Annotated in this window: 17 protein-coding genes and 1 pseudogene; 1 reads left to right on the forward strand and 17 read right to left on the reverse strand. The window is 36.6% G+C overall.

What is annotated here, in order from left to right:
* Nucleotides 1–2 precede the first annotated feature (2 nt).
* From NQ503_RS12415 to NQ503_RS12485, 15 genes and pseudogenes are all read right to left on the reverse strand, one after another.
* Nucleotides 3–1184 carry a hypothetical protein gene (locus NQ503_RS12415; RefSeq protein ID WP_005428648.1) on the reverse strand — a complete coding sequence of 394 codons (1182 nt, stop codon included), beginning with the start codon at nucleotides 1182–1184 and terminating at the stop codon, nucleotides 3–5.
* Between the two features lie 8 nt (nucleotides 1185–1192).
* Nucleotides 1193–2302, reverse strand: a complete 1110-nt coding sequence (locus NQ503_RS12420) for a radical SAM family protein (protein ID WP_005428647.1) — start codon at nucleotides 2300–2302, stop codon at nucleotides 1193–1195.
* A 2-nt stretch (nucleotides 2303–2304) separates the two neighbouring features.
* Nucleotides 2305–3354, reverse strand: a complete 1050-nt coding sequence (locus NQ503_RS12425; RefSeq protein WP_005428646.1) for a polysaccharide pyruvyl transferase family protein — start codon at nucleotides 3352–3354, stop codon at nucleotides 2305–2307.
* Nucleotides 3329–4108, reverse strand: a complete 780-nt coding sequence (locus NQ503_RS12430; protein ID WP_005428645.1) for a glycosyltransferase family 2 protein — start codon at nucleotides 4106–4108, stop codon at nucleotides 3329–3331. The genes NQ503_RS12425 and NQ503_RS12430 overlap by 26 nt, the downstream gene beginning before the upstream one ends.
* Before the next feature lie 10 nt (nucleotides 4109–4118).
* On the reverse strand, nucleotides 4119–4871 hold the full coding sequence (locus tag NQ503_RS12435) for a glycosyltransferase family 2 protein (RefSeq protein ID WP_005428644.1): 753 nt from the start codon (nucleotides 4869–4871) through the stop codon (nucleotides 4119–4121).
* 9 nt (nucleotides 4872–4880) lie between these two features.
* Nucleotides 4881–5564 (reverse strand): sugar transferase, encoded by a 684-nt coding sequence (locus tag NQ503_RS12440; RefSeq protein ID WP_005428643.1) that lies wholly within the window; start codon nucleotides 5562–5564, stop codon nucleotides 4881–4883.
* Between the two features lie 27 nt (nucleotides 5565–5591).
* Nucleotides 5592–6794 carry a DegT/DnrJ/EryC1/StrS family aminotransferase gene (locus NQ503_RS12445; protein WP_005428642.1) on the reverse strand — a complete coding sequence of 401 codons (1203 nt, stop codon included), beginning with the start codon at nucleotides 6792–6794 and terminating at the stop codon, nucleotides 5592–5594.
* Nucleotides 6795–6828: 34 nt separating this feature from the next.
* Nucleotides 6829–7092 carry a hypothetical protein gene (locus NQ503_RS12450; protein WP_005428641.1) on the reverse strand — a complete coding sequence of 88 codons (264 nt, stop codon included), beginning with the start codon at nucleotides 7090–7092 and terminating at the stop codon, nucleotides 6829–6831.
* A gap of 45 nt (nucleotides 7093–7137) precedes the next feature.
* The gene (locus NQ503_RS12455) at nucleotides 7138–8433 is read right to left on the reverse strand and encodes a UDP-N-acetylglucosamine 4,6-dehydratase family protein (RefSeq protein ID WP_242650209.1); all 1296 of its coding nucleotides are present in this window, start codon (nucleotides 8431–8433) and stop codon (nucleotides 7138–7140) included.
* Nucleotides 8434–8679 (reverse strand): annotated as a pseudogene (locus NQ503_RS17775) (nucleoside-diphosphate sugar epimerase/dehydratase); the annotation flags it as partial.
* Nucleotides 8640–9095: a hypothetical protein gene (locus NQ503_RS12465; protein ID WP_005428636.1), complete on the reverse strand. Its 456-nt coding sequence runs from the start codon at nucleotides 9093–9095 to the stop codon at nucleotides 8640–8642. The gene NQ503_RS12465 and the pseudogene NQ503_RS17775, both read right to left, overlap by 40 nt.
* 362 nt (nucleotides 9096–9457) lie before the next feature.
* Entirely contained in the window at nucleotides 9458–10087 is a 630-nt protein-coding gene (locus NQ503_RS12470; RefSeq protein ID WP_049940462.1) for a sugar transferase, read from the reverse strand.
* Nucleotides 10084–10443, reverse strand: a complete 360-nt coding sequence (locus tag NQ503_RS12475; RefSeq protein WP_005428634.1) for a VOC family protein — start codon at nucleotides 10441–10443, stop codon at nucleotides 10084–10086. The genes NQ503_RS12470 and NQ503_RS12475 overlap by 4 nt, the downstream gene beginning before the upstream one ends.
* 305 nt (nucleotides 10444–10748) lie before the next feature.
* A complete protein-coding gene (locus NQ503_RS12480; protein WP_049940461.1) occupies nucleotides 10749–11951 on the reverse strand; it encodes a zinc ribbon domain-containing protein in 1203 nt (400 codons plus the stop codon).
* A gap of 179 nt (nucleotides 11952–12130) precedes the next feature.
* Complete coding sequence (locus NQ503_RS12485) at nucleotides 12131–13108, reverse strand: hypothetical protein (protein WP_044926382.1); 978 nt, start codon at nucleotides 13106–13108, stop codon at nucleotides 12131–12133.
* Nucleotides 13109–13412: 304 nt separating this feature from the next.
* Here NQ503_RS12485 and NQ503_RS12490 point away from each other — a divergent pair, with 304 nt between their 5' ends.
* On the forward strand, nucleotides 13413–14549 hold the full coding sequence (locus NQ503_RS12490) for a tyrosine-type recombinase/integrase (protein WP_005428631.1): 1137 nt from the start codon (nucleotides 13413–13415) through the stop codon (nucleotides 14547–14549).
* A gap of 92 nt (nucleotides 14550–14641) precedes the next feature.
* On the opposite strand, the gene NQ503_RS12495 is transcribed toward NQ503_RS12490, so the two are convergent.
* Entirely contained in the window at nucleotides 14642–16897 is a 2256-nt protein-coding gene (locus NQ503_RS12495; protein ID WP_005428630.1) for a DUF2298 domain-containing protein, read from the reverse strand.
* Nucleotides 16887–18905, reverse strand: coding sequence for a hypothetical protein (locus NQ503_RS12500; protein WP_044926380.1), 2019 nt, complete (start codon nucleotides 18903–18905; stop codon nucleotides 16887–16889). The genes NQ503_RS12495 and NQ503_RS12500 overlap by 11 nt, the downstream gene beginning before the upstream one ends.
* Between the last annotated feature and the right edge of the window lie 120 nt (nucleotides 18906–19025).

Genomic DNA, 19025 nt, shown 5'->3' on the forward strand with positions numbered 1-19025 from the left:
ATCTAACTCACTTCTATTGACTGATAAATCTTACTATTTCCAAAAAAGAAAATAGCAATAAAAATAGTTGATAAATAATGAATCCATATACTCGATCCTGTCATTCCGATGCCTATATAACATAGCAACATAAAATACATAAATTTTTTACACTTTAAAGGTGCAATATACTTTATCGTTCTTGCACGAATCAATGTAATTCCAAGAATAATGATAGTTCCCCATATTCCGAAAAATGTCAAGAATTGCAAAACGACATTATGTGCATAATAATATTCACCCGAAGTAATATATAGCGGAATTCCAAATCCTCCTGGCAAACCGACTCTACCTCTTATATACTCTACACATGCCGTATAAATATAATCTCTGTTGGTCAAGTATATCTCATTGCTTTTTATTTGATTTATCAACAAAGTAACACTTCGAGATTGCATTCCATATTGTGCTAGTTTTTGGCTTACCCAATATAAAATATCTATTAAATTGTTTAGCAAAATATATGCCGATACTACCAGTCCTACAATAATTATTAGTTTCTTCCATAACTTTATTTTACCTGAATATACATATGCAAATAAAATCATGCACGCTGATATTACTGCAGACATACGTCCACCCAAAACAGCAGTCACAAGAATATTAATGGCAACATTAATATATAACCATTTTCTTTTTTCAATTCCCTGAAGTACCATGTAAGAACCAATAAATACATTTGGTACACATATACTTGTAAATATTGAATAATGCACTAGCCCTTGTTTAAGTAAGACAACTGCAACTAATACCAACGGTAAATTTAATTTAGAAAATTTCCACCATTTTTCAACAAGTATTCTTAAATCAAATATATTATTTGAAACACACAAACATGGAACTGCTATGCCAACCAACGCTTGTATACCTTCTATAAATACATAATACCGATAAGGCACTACTATATAATTAATGATTATCGCAGAACAAAAAACAAACAAAAATGTAAGCACACGTTTATTCATGCTCATTGTCGTTCCTATTGCTATTATCGCAAGCATCATATAAATTATATATTCATATAACGATGAAATTTTAAAAGTGTTTTCTAAAATATTCGCAAAGTATGGAACATAAATATATATCACCAATATAATTGCAAGTATTGTACTTTTCTGTTTTATATTTCTTTGTCCATTACTCATATCGCACCTTATTTCTTGCGTTTTCTTATAACTTTATTATATATTTCTTTCCAGTCATATAATGCCGTTTTGAAAAATATAAACGGATACTTTCTTTCATAACTATTCTTTTTCTTTTCATCCCATACTTCATTGTTATCAGCTAATTTTTGTGAAAATGCATCTTTAACTTCTTTCGATAACCATTCTCTACCATCTTCACATACTCTGTTACGAATATCAGCGTATGTTGGTGTTTCTAATTCTGGAACTACTCCCAAGGTTAAAAATGCATGACCATTATAACAATATGGCTGTCTGCAATGTTTTCCCACTGGATTAAAGATTATTGGTTGTTCAGGATTTTTAAATATATTTTGATTACTAAGCTGTCCATAACATGGCTTAGCAGCCCCAGTTCCCAAATCAACGTACAAAGTCCAAGCTCCCGCATAACAAAAATCATCTATTTTTTTCTGAAAAATATCCAATTTGAAATCAAACATTGTAGAATCAAATTTTCTCCAAACAGACTCATACTCTTTTCTTGACATAGATGTCAAAAGATCTTTTTTCTCAGTCAAATCATTTCGTCCTACTGTAATTTGACATGCTGCTCCTAGTTCTGATTTACAAAGATTTATAATTTCATCAATATCATCAATCAATCCATCATAAGGCATTAACTCAACAGTAAACGAACATCCCTTTTCCCACATCTTTTTCACATTTGAAAAGTATCTATCTATCCATCCTTTTTTCTTTAACTCTGCATAGTGGAAAGAGAATTTGAACTCCAAATGCTCTAACAAATTTCTTGGGAACTCAGCAATTTCATCAAATCGACTTGTCAATGTTCCATTTGTTACAACCTCTAAAAAATGTCCTTGTAATAATAATTGGTAAATATATTGCGGCATTTCTTTCGGAATAAGAGTTTCTCCTCCTCCCGTTAGATTTATAATACAAGGGCCTCCTAACCTCTCTTTTGAAAGACATTTGCCAACATGCTCTGGAGTATATAAAAATTTAGCTGCTCCTTTTTCATTTTCTTTCAATGCTGAAATATAACAATATTCACATTTAAGATTACAATTCTTAATTGGTACATTGATAACTAACAATCTTTTAATTTCCATATTTAATCCTTTCGTATTACCTCTGCCATTTTTTCAAAATAGTTTAGCAATTTTTCTCTATCATATTTTTTATGTTCCCATATAGTTGTTCTCTTTAATTTTTCAAGCACTTCACTTAGCGAATTAGCTCTTACAATCATATTTGTATCATCAAGCCAATCTGCCACTCCAAAAACTTTACCAGTTTTATTATTTAAAACAATGCATGGAGTCCCATTTAATACAGAAAACAGCATTGCATGTAAACGGTCTGTTATAGTAATTTCCGCATTTGCAAAAGTTTCCCACGACTTTTGCAACTCGCCTATTCGCTTTCTTAAAACAACTGGCGATTTTATAACAGTACTAACCTTTCTAATATTATAGTTTTGTTTTATTTTTTCATAAAAATCATCAATATTTTCTTGCTCAGATTCGCAATCCTCTCGAATGCATACATTTATCACTTTCTCATGTCCAGTACATTTTCCCTTTGTTATTATATTTTTCCCATACAAAACCATATCTGGCACTAAATATACATCTGAGTTTCCTGTAAATTCAAATTTTTGTTTTATAAAATTGTAAGACTTCCTTTCTCTTACAAATATATGTAAATTACTATGTTTTTTTAATATTTCATTTGTTATTCTGTATTCCTTCTCTCCCAGTTCGTCTGAAGTATAATATATTGTTTGTGGAAGAATAATAATCTTATTATTTGGGTAGTTCTGCACAATCTCACGTATAACACATTCATTATGTATCCATAAATTTCCCATCCATCCACCACCCGAAATTACAACTAAATCTTCAGGTGTTACTGTATTTTTTATTATTTTTTTTTGTGTATGATACATAGGCATCAATATTTCAAAATATTCATAATCCGGGAAAAAATCTTCAAAAAAATATTGTTCTTGGATTGCGATTGCATGATCCCCCAAATTACCATGCATAGGTGTTCCAAACAAAAAAATCTTTTTATTTTTATTTGATTTTAATTTTTTTATTGCCGAACGCCATCCAGGATAAGCTACTGACAGTTTAATTTGTTCTTTTAAAATATTCATTATATCCCTCAAAAAAGTATTTAAAATTATTTTCTTTTTTTAACATCAAATCTCTAAGTAAAACTAATACACAAATAAATATATTAAAATTCTTTCCATAAATTGCCCCTTTAGCAATAATTTGTTTGTTGCTACTACCATTTTCTTTCTTTTTATGATAAACCGTTACCTCTGGTATATAAAAGATTGCATTTTTTTCATAATTACTTAAAAGGAAATCCACTTCTTCTCCACATACAAATTCGCTTCCCAAACCTAAACGTTCATCAAATTTTTTATTCATCACTAAATCTTTCTTAAATGCAACTTCAATAGACGATTTTGACATGAGCTGTAATTTGTTTCTTACATACTCTTCGTCGGAAGTATAATTTTTATATGGAATATTTTTTTCCGGATCAAAAATCTGTGATAATACAATTTTAGCACATTGTCTTTTTTTAAATGCATTTACAACAATTTCAAATGCATTTGCAGGATACCAACAATCATCATCAGATAATACTACTATCTCGCCTGATGCCTGCTCTAATCCTCTATTTCTAGCTCGTGATAATCCTTTTACACTCATTTCAATTTGCTTTATATCCAAATTACTATATTTATAAATTATATCTTTTACAATTTCATGATTATCCTGCGTTACAAATATAATTTCAAAGTCTTTATATGACTGTTTTTCCAGTGTTTCTAATAATCGTCTAATTTCCTTTTCTCTTGTTCCTAACGTAGGAACTAATACTGATATTTTCATATTTATTTCCTTACTTAATTTTTAGCAATTTAATCACACACCAATATGCTATATGAAAAACACTTCTGGCTATGCTTAGATGTTCTATATCTCTATATAAAATCCAATGATATTTAATTACCTTAAATTTATTACTTGAAATAGAATTTTGTCTTATGCGGTATTTCATAAGTACCGATCTCATACCATAAATATATTTTTCTTTTTTTAACATTTGAAGCCACAAAGCATCATCGTTTCGTTTTCTAATATTAGGGACTTCAAATTTCCCCATCTTTTCTACGTTGTACATAACCGTAGAATTTCCTACCGGGCAATCTAAAAGCACTCGATTATAATCAGCCTTTGGTACTGTCTTTATAATTTTATTTAACACTTTCCCATTTTCATCAATTTGTTCATACGCTGTACAAGAAAATGCGACATCATGCTTTTTCATAAATGCTAATTGCTTTTTCAATTTTTCTTCTGGCCAAATATCATCCGAATCCAAAAAAGCCATATATTCCCCATTTGCCAACTCCATTGCTTTTGTTCTTGCAACGGCAGCTCCAGAGTTATTTTCTAAGCAAAAATATTTTATTCTACTATCTTCTTTTATATATTTATCGACAATTTCTTTTGTATTGTCTGTCGAGCAATCATCAACAATGATCATTTCCCATTGCTGATAAGTTTGTGCCTGAACAGATTCAATTGTTTCCCCTATAAACTTCGCACAATTGTATGTTGGCGTAATAACTGATACTAATCCTTTTTCCATATACACTCCCTACCTAATCACTGCAAAAACTGTTTTTATCATTGTTCCTATATCATGTATAAAACTAAATTTCCTAATACTTTCAAGATTGTATTTCATCTTCTCCGGAAGAACCTTTTCTACATATACTTTGTCCACATCATCAGCTTTATCCAATAACTCTGCTTCATCTTTATATTTTATACTTGCCTCAGATGTAACTCCCGCCGGTAATAACAACGTAGCATACATTTCCGGTGTATACTTCTTTACATAATGCGTACTTTCCGGTCTGGTTCCTACAAGCGTCATATCGCCTAAAATAATATTTATTAACTGCGGCAATTCATCCAAACGATATTTACGAAGTTTTTCGCCTACCCTCGTAACTCTACTGTCATTGGATACGGTAACTTGGGTGCCGATTTTATCTGCATTAGCAACCATTGTTCGGAATTTAAATATCTTGAATTTTCTTCCGTATTGTGTAACACGCTCCTGACGATAAAACACTCCTCCATTAGAATCTCTTACAATCATAATTGAGATAGCAATTAATACAGGAGAAAATGTTACGAGCATAACAGATGCAGCAAATACATCAAATCCTCTTTTTAAAGCCAAACTAATTTTTTTCTTTTTTAAACTGTCATAATATGGACGAACTTCCTCCGTCTGCATAAATTTTGGTAATTTCTCCCATTCTCGTAACATCTGTATCTCCTATTTCTTCTATCACATTTAAATATATTCTTTCACGATTCTACTAAACTGCTTGATCACATAATCCACTTCTTCATCTGTAAGTTTTGTATGAAGCGGTAAAGTAATCTCATTTTCAAATCTTTTATATGCATTAGGATAATCTTTAATATCAAATCCCATATTTTTGTATGCAGTCATCATTGGCAACGGCTTATAATGCACATTGCAGGCAACACCTGCTTCTGCCATCTTCACGATAATCTCATGCCTCTGCTCCAACGTAATTCCCGGAACTCTTGTTATATACAAATGCCCAGATGACTGGTGGTTTTCCGTATAGTGATTTAATACCTCTATTCCGATTGGCTTAAATGCTGCATCATATTTTCCTATGATTTCTTTTCGACGTTCAAGCAAGCCTTTATATCTCTTCATCTGTGCCAGTCCGATTCCAGCTACAACATCCGTCATATTACATTTAAACCAAGGTCCAATGATGTCATACTCCCATGCCCCAAGCTGCGTTTTCGCAAGTGCATCTTTTGACTGACCATGAAGTGATAACAACTGGTACTGATGATAAATTTCTTCGTTATCAATTCCATCAATATCTTTCCAAACAGCAGCACCCCCTTCTGCAGTTGTAAAATTCTTAACTGCATGGAAGCTGAAATTAGAAAAATCTGCAATGCTACCAACTGGTTTCTCTTTCCAGGTTGCACCAAAAGCATGTGCTGCATCTGCCATAACAATCACTCTGCCGATGCTTTTCTGTATTTTATTTGCCGGATGGAATAAGTCTTTCTTACGTTCTACAATAGATAAAATCCTATCATAATCACATGGCACTCCACCGAGATCTACTGGAATAATTACTTTTGTTTTTTCAGTAATCGCATTTTCCAACTGCTCATAATCCATTTCAAGACAATCTCTCTGAGTATCAATTAAAATAAGTTTTGCCCCTACATGGCATACTACAGACGCACTTGCAGTATATGTATACGCACATGTAATGACTTCATCGCCCTCTTTGATTCCTAATAAACGCAAGGTCATTTCTGCACATGCTGTCTGTGAATTAAGACAAACAGCACGATTTACTCCACATAAATCTGCAACCTCTCGCTCTAATTCTTTTGTCTTAGGCCCAGTTGTAATCCATCCGGATCTTAATGCTTCTGAAACCTGTTCAATTTCTTTTTCTGTTATATCTGGCGGTGAAAATGGAATCCTCATAATATCGTTTCCTCCTTTTATCTGACTGATTATTTTAGAAAAAGCCTGGCTCAACACCCGTTCTTCCTACCTCTTCTTTTACCCAATCTGAATTCAGATCATTTTTGACTATTTCATTCTTTTTTAAATAAAGAACAATTTTGCTATCCCTTGCCTCAATAGCACTAACAATCATTTCAGCATCCAATAGATTCTCTGGAATTGCATCAATATTTACATATTCCTGTTCGCCCTCTTCTGTTGCCAAAATAATAGAACCTTTGATTTTGTCTAATATTGATTTTGTTTCGTAATGCATATGCGTCCTTCCCGTATTTTTATAAAAATACAATCTTGTTATATTTTATATAGCTACTGCTTCTTCCCTTTCAGGCTCACTCTTTTTTTGATGTACAACAAATTCAGCAGCTCGATTAACTTCTTCCGGCTTTTTAAATGTTGGTACAGCTTTTCTTAATACTTCTCTTGCCTGTGAGTCATCTCCTGTTTCACAAACTTCTCTAAGCATATTCAGACGAGTATTAATTTCTTCCGGACTTAATGCTGAATCACGCTCAATAAATATCATGCTGTTACTTGTTTTATCTAATTCTTCTGTTTTAACCAACAATTCTTCATATAACTTTTCTCCCGGTCTTAATCCTGTTTCCACAATTTCAATTCCCTGTACACCAGACAATCGAATCATATTCTCTGCCAAATCCATTATTTTTACAGGCTGTCCCATATCCAATACAAAAAGCTCTCCATTATTTGCCATAGCTCCACTTTGAAGTACAAGCTGTGATGCTTCTGGGATAGTCATAAAATATCGGATAATTCGCTTATCTGTAACTGTAACCGGTCCTCCATTAGCTATCTGACGTTTAAATAACGGAATAACTGACCCCGCACTACCTAATACATTTCCAAAACGTGTCGCACTGTACTTCACTTTTCCATGCGTACTTGCACTCTGTACAATCATTTCGCACATTCTCTTGGTAGCACCCATAACATTCGTAGGATTAACCGCTTTGTCCGTTGATACCATCATGAAACGTTCGGCTTCATATTTTTCACAAAGTTCTACCAGATTCTGTGTTCCAAATACATTGTTATAGATGGCTTCGATACAGTTATGTTCCATTAAAGGCACATGCTTATGTGCTGCTGCATTAATTACAATCTGTGGATGATACTTAGCAAATACATGTTCCAGTGCTTTCTTGTGTGTAATAGAACAAATTTCAATCTGAAGATTTAAAGTATTTCCATATGCAATTTTTAATTCCTGCTGAACATCGTATGCACCATTTTCATAAATATCCAAAATAACAATCTGTTTCGGTTGCATCTTTGCCAACTGACGACACAGCTCCGATCCAATGGAACCGCCACCACCAGTAATCAAAACAACTTTTCCTTTGTAATATTCATTTGTATGCTCATCAGATACCACCAATGGCTTTCTGAACAGTAATTCCTCAATATCAAATTCTCTTAAATGTCGCTTTCCTCCTGCCGCATAAACAGTCGGATAATCATAAACTTTTAATTTATATCCAGCATTTTTATAGTATTCATATAATGTTTTCTTCTTTTCTGCGTCCATTGACGGTATGGCAAATACAATTTCCTGTACTTCGTACTCATTCAATTTTCTAAATGTTGCTTCATCTTCTGACCATACCGGTAATCCTTGAATTTCACGACCTACTTTATTTTCATTAATATCAATAAAACATCTCGGAATGTATGCCGCTTCATCACTATTCAGAAGATCTTCCGCAAAGCTTACTCCTACACGTCCAGCTCCAATTATTGCTATTTTGATTTTCTGGACTTCTTTATCATTTCCTTTCTTTACTCTGCCGAATATATATATAATAAGGAAGCTAAAAATCTTCCCTGATTAGTTTCCTTATTACTACATTTATATGCATATCTGTACATCATCCTTAATGCCAATGCGCCTAAGAGATTTATACTGCTCAAACACAGCATTCTCGCAAATGTAATTTTTTCAACTGGAAGAATCAGTTCTAAGATCAAATAGACAAAAAATGCTATTGCATCTGTATATAGCAATCGAATATAACACTGGATACCGCCATATCTCCAAATCTGTCCATATACATTTCCAATCAATCTAATTGAAAATACACATAACAGTGCAAGAACCATCTGCTGCATCATGCCTGAAATGGAAAGTTTATCATTTCCACCATAAAGTCCTAAAAGTAACACCGCTGATAATTCATACACAAGCAAATCGTATACAACCAACATCCATCGAACATTACGCTTCTTATATTTCATTTGTATTTCTCCATCCGCAGGTTTTAATCTTACTTTTCCTGCATTTTCTTTTTTTGTTAAAAACTTAAATTTTCATCGTTCAATGAAGATCATTGTTCTTACTTGTTTCTCATATTCATTCTTACAATCTTTCCTTTTCATATAGTCCATTACCCCCCCAACAATTTTGGAGTCCTTAACACGACAACTAGCCTGTGAATGTTCTATTTAAAGATCATTCGCAGGCTAGGTCAAACCTCCTTATCATAATTTTTCAGCTTATAGTGTGGGTCAAAATAAGCATCCAAGAAACCATTCATTTATTCCGTTCCCCTTGCTTAACCGACACAACCATGCAGAAAAATTATCATAACCAGATTCGACTAAGCCAGCGAAACCCCTGTAAAATCAAGGTTTTTCTTGGTTGTTCCTATTATACCGCTATCTCCAATAAAAATATCCCAAATCTGAGGCAGTTCATCCAATGAATGACTGCGAAGGAATTTACCTACACGAGTAATATACTGTTCTGGATTTTCTAACTGATGTGTAGGCACATCATGTGGCGTACACATTTTCATTGATCTAAATTTATGCAACTTAAAATATCTTTTATTCTGTCCCATTCTCTTCTGGGTAAAAAGAACCGGACCTGGATCATCAATCTTTATTGCTAATGCAATAGCGCCCAGAATAGGACTAAGCACAACAAGACCACCAAATGAAAGGACAATATCAAATCCTCGTTTAATATATTTCTCATAGAAACCAACTTTATAATCAGAATCTCCAATCGCTTCCAAATGACCTCTAACACCATCTGCATTTTCTATTTCATCATCGTTTTCAATAAAAACGACTTTTTTGCCTTCTAAAGGATTCATCTGATTTGACTCATCTTTATATTGACTTTTACCTATTTCTTTTTTTGCAACAAGAGATGTTATTACAAAAGTTGTTCCCATCGTTGCTGCAAGAATGCTCATTATCTTTTTCCAGTTACCTTTTTTCATTTCAAAGTACTCCCACATTCTTTAATTTCTATTGGTAAACCATCTGGATCCTTTACAAAAGTAAATCTTCTGCCAAACCAGTCAGTTCTGATTTCTTCGATTTCCATATTCAAATCTTCTATCTTATCTACAGTGACTGCCACATGACGTAAGCCTTTAGCCTCTGGACTATTCACTCTTTCTGGATGATTCGGATCCACAAAAATTTCAAGAGTTATGTTTCCACAAGTCATAAATACAACTATGTCATAACTTCTTTCAAATCTTTCGGTTTCTCTGAATCCTAACTTTTCATAGAATCTAAGACTATCTTCTGACGAAACAATTAATGCAATATGATCTAATCCTTGAACCATAAAACTCCTTCACTAATTTATGAATACACTAATAGCCCGCTTCACTCCTCGAGTTCAGCAGGCTGAATACACTTATTCATTTTTAGTTTCTATTTTTCTTCTTCATCTTCATTCCCTGTTATTTACTAAAAACCATGTTTACAACCACAATTTATTTGTTCAATAACTTCGAGCACGTTCGTGATCGGATGATCACTGTCTTTCCGGGCTCCACGGTGGACTCCGGTGGGCGGTGCTCCACCCAAAGACTTTATCCTGTAGATAAAATCCTGTTTACAGTTTCCTGTATCTATGAAAACAGCGTTTTAATCGCTTGTTCTCGGCTCTTTTGGCTGAAATCCGCGGATGCATTTTAATCCGAGATTCCAGGATGCATTCAGGTAGTAATTTCCCTGATGCCCATTCTTGCAGACAAAGTTCTGTCCTTTTTTATGTAAGGAGGCTCCACAGGCTGCACATGTGGAACTGATGTTATGCTGCTGTAGTTCCACTACAACGAGTCCCTCCTGCCAGGCTTTGTACTTTATCTTTTCACGAATGGCGGTGCTTAGATGTATCGGTGAGAAGTTTCCGGCTTTTGACATCAGGATTCTACTGTATTCTTTCTCATATTCTGGAAGAACGATCATCTTTGCGCCTTGCTTTATTGTGTAATTTATAACTTGTCTACTTATGCTATGAGAATAAAAATCATTGAGATTTTTTAATTTCATCCAGTAGCGTGAATTGGGGATTGCGCTGCTGCCACTGCTTCCTGATGCTTCGGATTTTTTGATCTTGTCAGTAACCTGCCTGCATCGGTGGGCATACTCAGCTCCTCCTCTTACAAAAAAGACTTTTTCTTTTGCGCCGTCAGAATTCAGCACGCAGCAGACTGTGAGTGCATCCTGATTGGTAAACGTTACGGCACAGATTTTTTCACCTGCTGCCATTCGTTCTTTGGCAGTTCTGCCGTCTTTTACAAAAGTCTTCCACGGGATGTGCAGCTCAGGGCCTGTCTTTTTCAGGACAATGGAAGGTGACATCATCTGTCCTTCTTCCGGTATGGTATTGCCACGGAGCTTGATGCGATGCCAGAGCCATTTTTCTCCAGTCCAGATTTTCAGTGTGATCGCATTTCCTTCAAAATCACGATACATGCCTTTATAACAGGTAACGGATTCTGTGAAAGAAGTGGAACGGATCTTCTGTTTTTCTCTGGAAAGGTAACTGCTGGCTACGGCAATTGCGCTGTTGATCGCAGCTCGCCTGAAATACAGGGGAACCTTTTGCCATGGCAGTGGGTACTGCACGGGCTGTCGGTCTCTGCCTGGGATTGTCAGCTTTTCCAGTGTGCGGAGTGCTTCCATGGAACCTGGTCTTCCATCCTGAAAAGTGTCAAGGTATAGGTTGTAATAAAATTCCAGTATCTGGTTATACAGTTCCTGTGTTTTTACTAACCAGTCGGAATGTCTGGTCAGGATGTTCATCTTTTTAACTGTGATGGAGTAATACTGTGGTTTCTCCACGGGAACACCTCAATTTTTTCGCAGAGTAGCATACTCTGCGACATTTTTTTAATCGCATACATTCTAGCACATAAAAAATGTTATGTAAAGACGTAAAGACATGATATTAGCCGTCAAAAAATTCCCTTATATCATGAAATGTAAATTATCAATTCAAAATATAAGGGAATTCTGGCCTTTTATTTATTTACAGCATCTCTATATATACTTCTTTCGCTAGAAGGAATTTTGAGCAGATCCATTGCCTGATCGGCTGTTATTTTCAGGCTTTCTATAAGATTTTTGACAGAATCTAGTTTTCCTTCTAATTTACCCTCTAATTTGCCCTCTAATCTGCCCTCTAATCTGCCTTCACGTACAGCTCTTTTTATCAGCTTTTCAGTTTTTTGCTTTGCCAGTACTTCGGCTCTTTCATTTGCCAGTACTTCGGCTCTTTCATTTGCCAGTGCTTCAGCTTTTTCATCAACTTTTTCATTTATAATTTTCATCAATGCATCACACATATTCTTGTCCTCCTTAAACTGTTGTTCATTAGCTGCAACAATTACCTGCATGGCGGCGGAATAGAGATTATTATTTTCTTTTCCGCGATATTCGTTCAATAGTTCTTTTGTAATTCTTGAATCTGTTAATGTGTCTGTAAGGCTATATAACCAGAGATTATGTTCTGGAGAAAGTTGTCCTGTTACAATAATCTGTATAGCAAATACATCACCATATACATAATAAATTCCTGGTTCTATTTTCTCTATTGTATATTTTCTGACATCAAGCAGATGTCGGATCATCTTTCGTGGATAGTTCTTGGCAACAAACGTTATCGTGATTTCTTCTGCTGGTATCTCATTTTCCCTTCCAGTGTCTGCTTTATAAAAGCAGGCATATCCATAGACTTTATAAAAATCGTCTACAGAAAGATAATCGCTTGGGCTTTTGTACTCTATGAGATTATATGTACGGAAAATCCTGCCTATATTTTTGTGAATCTTTTCGCCTTTTTTTTTCTTAATGACAAGGATATCTACCAGCATGGGTTTCGTACCGAGAGGATATTCATTTTGGAACATCAGTTTATAAGTTTCCTCCTGAAATTCAATCTGCAAATCCGCATAAAACGCCGGGTGCCATTGAAGTACATCTTTTCTGTCCTCTTCCACGAATCCTCCTTTTTTGTGATTCAGGAAATCTCCGCCCCGCCGGAAATTCCTGTTTGTCTTGTGGATAATAAAGCATGATTTTTTTGAAAGGACAGATGCTCTCTGTTTATTGAATATAAAAAAACAAATCATACAGAATAGTAAATATGCTTTTCTATATATTATCATAGAACATTTAGTTCTTCAATGGAAATAAAGTAAGTTTATCAATATTTTATAATTGTTGTTTCTTATTTTTTTGTGATTTTCTGCGACAATATTATTAGCCGTCAAAATAATGGTCGAATGAAAGGAGAAATCACATATGTCACGAAAAGGAGAAAATATCTACAAGAGAAAAGATGGGCGTTGGGAAGGTCGTTACTGCAAGACAAGAGATGAAAGCGGAAAAATCAAATACGGATATGTCTATGCCAGAACATATACCGATACGAAAAGCAAATTAGAACTGGTAAAAAAAGAATGCCTATCTTTACCAGAAAAAAGTACAGGAAATTTCAGTATTCATACATTTGCAGATGTAGCCGGTGAATGGCTGCTTTATAAAAAGCGTATATTGAAAGAAACCTCCATTTCTAAATACAACAATATCATTAATATTCATCTGCTTCCATTTTTCAGAGAACAGGACATACATAATATTACACTTGAGCAAATGGAAGCTTTTTATAATGCTCTGCTCATGACGAAAACTGCAAAAGGAACTGCACTTGCACCGAAAACAACGCTTGATATTCTTTCGGTAATGAAAGCAATTTTGTTTTATGCAACTACAAAAAAATATATGAACATACTTCCGGTTCTTCGTTTTGAATACAGAGCAGTTCCAAAGAAACTGGTTGTTTTGAGCGGAAGAAATCAGAAAATCCTTTCAACTTATCTCTGCCTGAACCTCACTTATCGAAATCTCGGACTTCTTATCTGTATGTATACCGGAATCCGGCTCGGTGAAGCCTGCGCATTAACCTGGGAGGACATTTCACTGACAGAAGGATATATCTATATACACAAAACTATGCAGCGGATTCAAAAAGAACATAACGGAAAAAAGACAATGATCATTATAGCAGAACCCAAAACGCAATCCTCTATCCGAACAATTCCACTTCCACGACAGTTGATCCAGCTTATCAAATCCAGCAAACTTCCCATGCAGGGTTATCTGCTGACAGGTTCTTATGAAAGATATATAGAGCCACGTAATTATCAATATCACTTCAAAAAAATTCTTCAGCAGTGTAAAATTCCCCAAACAAATTTTCATACCTTACGTCATACGTTCGCCACCAGATGTGTAGAGCTGGGATTTGATGTTAAAACACTCAGTGAAATCCTCGGACATTCAAATATCAACATTACCCTGAACCGATATGTACATCCGTCTTTTAATCTTAAGAAGCAGAACATGAACAAAATGAACAAATTAATAGCCGTCAAATAGAACGTCAAAAGACCTGCAAACATGCATCTAATGCGTGCCACAGGTCTTTCTTTCGCAGAGTATGCTACTCTGCGATATTTTTTTCATCTCATTTATTTCACTTTTACGATATAGGTCTGCCACTCATCATCCTGATAAACGACTTCTCCCATACTCTTCAGCATATCGTTATTCAACTGGGCACCGTACTTCTTTCGCTCACACGATCCCACAAAAATATACGATACATTATACTCTTCCAACAGAGACTTCACATGTGCTTCATCTGTCGAAGTATAAATGTTCTCGACATCTGCGATCTTGGCATTAATGTCAGCAAGGTCTCCTCGCCACAGCCACTCATGCACATACCATCCCATGATTGTCGGGAGACCGGTCATGGCAGATACACGTTCATATTCGGAATAACTGTCACCGTTTGCTTCAAGCACCACTTCTACATCTTTGACATTTTCTTTGAGCCACTTGATTCCGCCGACATCTTCCGAGAAATCGGTCTCAAGAAAGGCAGTTGCATTCAGTCCTTTATATTCAGACGGTTTCCATACTTCACCGAACCAGGCATGTACACTGTTTCCGAAATAACCACAGGTCCATACAAAGAGAATCAGTCCGATCACTGCCAGGGCTTTGAGTATCTTATTCTTTCCTATGATCAGCAGACGGAAGATTGCGTAGATCATAGTCATCCCAAACATAATATATGCCTGATAGGTCAGCTTAAACATCGTATTGGCACGGGCATTTCCGTTTTCATAAATATCACGTACATAGACGAGTTCCGGAATCAGTACCAGACCGATCGCACAGAGTCCCATGACCACAGCAAAAAGATCCGGAAGTGTAACTGATTTCAAAAGCTGATACAGAGATCTGTTTTCTGCCACTTTTAATTTCTCAACAAGCAGAGAAATGATAAACAATACAGTCAGTATCGTCGGCAGGCCCCAGAGCACCAGAAGCTGATGCGGAAGGGAATGATGCTGGGCAAGTGCGATTCCCTGTACCATATTACTGCTGTCAAATTGCATCGTAAACGGAAGGATGATCAGTGTTGCCAGTATCAAGATCTCCGCTGCCTGTGCCGCTGTCACGGCAAGGATCCATTTTACCTTTCCTTCCTGTCCGATAATATTCATGATCAGGATCACTCCACAGGTCACTGTATAATAAATGACAAAATCCCAGTAGTTTGTCCAGTGGAACATTCCCAGAAGGGCTGCAGCTGCCAGGAGCTGTGGCATCAGAAGCTGTCTGCGCCAGAATTCTTTTTTCTCTGTATTCTCGAGTGTGATCTTTGTTGTTCTTACCTTTTTCATCCAGGCATAAAGCAATGCAAGGATCAAAAGAACAAACATGATATCCACAACATGTGCATGCAGATCTCCAAGTACGAAGGAATAACATGGAAATTCATGAATCGTTTTGTCAGCTACATCCGGGTTGAATCCGATATATCTGGTCGCATCTGGGAACCAGTAACTGCTGACTTCCTCTCCTTTCAATTTCTGGATCCATGGAATCACGCATGCATAAACAACATAGTGCATATTTCCGGCCACGGAAACTGCGATTCCGGCCAGAAATCCTGTTACAGACGGCAACTTTTTCTTCCATCCGCTGATGTTTCTGTCCAGTCGGTCTTTCACCATCTGATGCACGAGTGAGAATGGCATAATAAAGGCAAGCCCTGCCACAAAAGTACGCATCAGGTTGTAGGTCAGTTCTACTTTCGTGCCTGACAGCTTTGTCAGAAATACTGCAAAATACTGTCCGCCATAATAGTAATTGATCTTGCCCTCAGAATACCAGAGATCTGTTGCCGGAAGTGTTTTGCTTCGCATCATTGCTTCCATGAAACCATAATCCATAAATTTCTCTGTTCCATAAGCTGCCGGATGGAATCCTGCAAAATATGTCCACATAAGAAAGAATGCAAAGAAAAGAAGCTCTTCCGCATATACCAGATTAAGATGTGCAAAAGGAATACACTCGAATCCGTCTTTCTGTTCTTTTCGGTATAATAATATAGAAAGAACAGTGCAGATAACAGTCACCGCCACGCAGGTAACTGCTGTAAATTTCAATATCTTCACAGTTACCAGAAACCATGTCAGAAAACCGGTGATCGCGATTGCGGTTACTTTTGAAAAAATCCATCCCTTATCATCAAAACGTCGAAACAGTCTTCCTGTCAATGGCATAACTGCCACTCCCAGCACCAGTGCCAGAAGATACCAGGTCCAAAAAGTCCATACATCGCCCTGCAGCAGATATGCCGACAATGCAACTAATACTGCTGCTGGTATGATCATCATGATTAATTTTTTTATTTTATCAGGTTTCATAAATTCTTATTCTCCCGTCCTCTGTTTCATATACCAGCTTGTATACACTGGCAATTGTTTCTTCTCTGCAGTACTGCTGTTCGTATTCCATTCCTTCTTCATACAGAATGTAGGTGATTTTTTCCTGCTTTACAAGTTTCTTCAGTTCTTCTTTGTTTATTGTACTGTAAATAGTCTTTGCCTGTGCTGCGCGATAATAAGTATCATATCCCGCCGACCACGCATAATATGGCCATCCCATATACATCATGACTCCCGACATCGTTACCTCATTGATGCTGTATTCCGGAGTCAGGATCAGATCTTCATGCGTCAGATGTTCTTCCAGCCAGTCTGTCAGATCACTGCTCATATTCACGCTGACTCTGTGCCCTGGGCCATTATTTCGTATGATCACAACAAAATCATAAATACCGGTAATGGTCAGACAAACAGCAAGTAGTACCGCTACGATTCTGTGAAGTATCTTTTTCTGAAACAGTTGCATAAGCGCCCATGCCCAGAAAATTGCGATAAATGCATAGGAGATCATAATATATTTATGATTCACTGCAATATCTGGAGTGAGCGATACAAAAAATGCAAATGCAGCCGGAAACAGGAAACTTATAAGAGCCGCTCTCTGCTGTCGTTTTTTCAACAAGAACACCAGCACAACTGTGCCGACAAAGAAAATCCCACTCATCTGGATCAGGTACCACAGTACTCCCCACAGGGTTTTATCATCGGAAAGAAATCCCCAGTAAAGAGAAGGGCTTACTGCTTCCCCCCAGATAAAGATCCTGGTCTGAAGCACCGAAAAGATCACGGATGTGGCTGCAAGGATCAGATAATCCAGCTTCCCGTCTGAAAAAACAGCAAAGCCCAGCAGGATCAGCAGGCCACCGATCACCGCTGCTCCATTCCAGAACGATGTCAATCCCAGGAACATCCCTGCCATCAGTGCATTTTCCGGGCAGATACATTTCCACGCCTTTTTTGTAAAAAATCGGTTACGAAGCCAGACAATGCCTTTTTCTTCCTCGGCACAGCCGATATCCAGCCAGTCCATAAATAACCAGATGACAAGAGAAACGATCAGAAGTCCAAATGCCAGATGCCTCTGATTCAGATATACATTAAAATTCCATAATCCCCAGTTTTCATTGGTTGTATATCCGATAAATGTTGTATTGTCCCTCAGCGTTGCCCACAGGTCTTTTGCCTGCAGATGTTCTGTCACAAAATGAAAAAATGAAAGTGAACTGCGGAAGAAAAAAAGTACCAATGTCAGAATTCCGGCTGCCAGGCTTGCTGTCAGTCGTTTTGCAATGCTGTAAAGCAGCATCAGAAATCCCAGCAGCGCCAGAACACTTTCTATATTATATGCAAAATCCAGTCTGATCCCGAGAAATTCCAGATTTCCGACAAGAAACTGAAACATAAAATGATATTTGACATCCTGTCCTCCGAAATGCGGGTACTCTGTCGGGAAGTTATTGCCCTTTGAGAAAGAGCGCATCATCGCTGTATGTGGTGCATAATCCCCGTATACGGAAAACCCACTGTACAGTTCGCCATTTCTTATATAAAAAACATAAAACATGATCCACGTCAGAAATACCAACAGGGATCCAAATAAAATACACTCTTTTCGAAATGCCCTGCTGTCACTGATCAGCTTCCTGTCTGCCACGGTCCATACAGTTCCTGTTTTTCGATATCGTTTCCAATAAAGCAAAACCAGAACAACTGCCGTTATGATCAGAACAGCTGTATTTCCATAGATCAGTGGTTTCTTAGCACCTGCTTCGCTGGCCGCCCAGGAGATCATGTACGTTGTCCATCCAAATACCAGTGTTCCCATTCCAAAAGCGGCTGCCGCCAGAACCCATATCTGATTGCAGAAAGCTTTGTGCTGTCCGTGCCTGCTGCCTGCTTCCTGAGCGTTTTTTCCTGTAAACAGAAGAATTTCTGCCAGTTCTTTACCAGCCAGCAGGCTCAGTACTATATATATGATACCAAACATTATCCACCTCGTCATTAAATCTCGTACAGAATATATTACACTTTATACCTGCCAGAGCCTGTAAAATCGTTTTTCTCTGCTCATACGGATTTAGTATAACAAAGGAACTTTCATATAGCA

It is taken from the genome of Blautia obeum ATCC 29174, from assembly GCF_025147765.1.
GTDB lineage: Bacteria > Bacillota > Clostridia > Lachnospirales > Lachnospiraceae > Blautia_A > Blautia_A obeum.